The following is a 1,312-nucleotide window of genomic DNA, read 5'->3' as shown; positions in this document are numbered from 1 at the left end:
CATGCACGACGTTCAGCGGCTCGGTTGGGGGTGGAGGAGATCGATCTTTATCAACTCCATTTTCCTAATCCATTGTTATATCCGTAGGCAAGAAGAGAGAACTGACGGAATATTTTGGCGGAATATCTGGGAAAGTGATTGCAAATGTCCCCAATTCGTTTTGGGGAACTGGAGACTGGGAAACCAGAGCAGAGCAGGCAATCAGGGAAAAACTGGAAGAGGTGGAGTGAAATGGAAAACGAAAAAAGTATGTTGAATATGGTAGCTGGAACATGGACAGACGCCCAGAGAAAATTGTTATTCTCCTTGATGGAGAAAGAGGACTGGGGAAAGGAAGACATGGAAGAATCATTAGGTTTTTCCATGTCAGAGCTAAGCGTGAGGGATGCCTCAACCCTGATAGATTCTTTGAAAAACAAGGGTGATCTATCAGTAGCAGTAGGAAAGATCAGAGAATGGCACAAGGTAACAGATCAGGACACCAAACCCGAAGAAAAACAGGAGAATGAGAAAAACACTCTGAATGTCCCGCAAACCAGAGAAGAGGCAGAGAAAAAGAAAAAAGAAAAAACCGAATTTACAGTTCAGCCAGGAAGTGAACTTGCGCTTGCAAAGACAGCGGGGATCCCAGAAGAGATGGCAAACCTTTTTTTCATGAAAATTACGGGGAATGCTTATATCAAGGTTGCTGGTCTTCAATACATGGCTGGCAAGGCGGGGTATAGAAGAATTGAGATCACAGATCACTATGACGAGAAAACAGAAACATGGACAGCAGAGGCAAAAATCTATCCTAAAATTGATGCAAGGATGCTTGAAATCATATCACATCTTGACCCAGACGTGCAAAAAATGGCATACGAAGACATGTCCAGACCTACCAATGGGATTGGTACGGCAAACAAACAGAGCGTTCAAAATTCAAAGATGCAGCCATTCCTCAGAGAAATGGCACAGACAAGGGCATTAGGTCGTGCACTCAGATCATACACAGGATACGGAAGCACAACATACGAAGAACTACCAGATGCCGTTATAGAGAGGGATTAAAAATGAATTTTGACTTGAGGGACGTTTTGGCAGATAGCATGAGGGATAAAAAATATATAGAAATCCATTTCCTTTCATCAAATGAACCTATCAGATGTATGGTTCAGGACATATATGATACAACTGTGCTTGTGAGAACTGTGTATGGAGATGACATGTATATCAAAGACTCAGCAATCACAGCCGGGTTCCATCACTCGAGCAATGGCCAACCGAACGTATCGCCACCACCGAAGAGATCGAGGCAGCAACCTCCGAGTAT

2 protein-coding genes are annotated in these 1,312 nt (G+C 43.5%); both read left to right on the top strand.

The window, feature by feature from the left end:
* The first annotated feature begins 144 nt into the window (after positions 1–144).
* Positions 145–1,050, top strand: a complete 906-nt coding sequence (locus M7Q83_RS14040) for a hypothetical protein (RefSeq protein WP_298340248.1) — start codon at positions 145–147, stop codon at positions 1,048–1,050.
* Between the two features lie 2 nt (positions 1,051–1,052).
* On the top strand, positions 1,053–1,312 hold a 260-nt coding region (locus M7Q83_RS14035; RefSeq protein ID WP_298340245.1), incomplete at its 3' end, for a hypothetical protein.

It is taken from the genome of Ferrimicrobium sp. (assembly GCF_027364955.1).
In the GTDB taxonomy this organism is placed as follows: Bacteria; Actinomycetota; Acidimicrobiia; order Acidimicrobiales; family Acidimicrobiaceae; genus Ferrimicrobium.
This window is presented reverse-complemented; position numbering and strand designations above follow the sequence as displayed.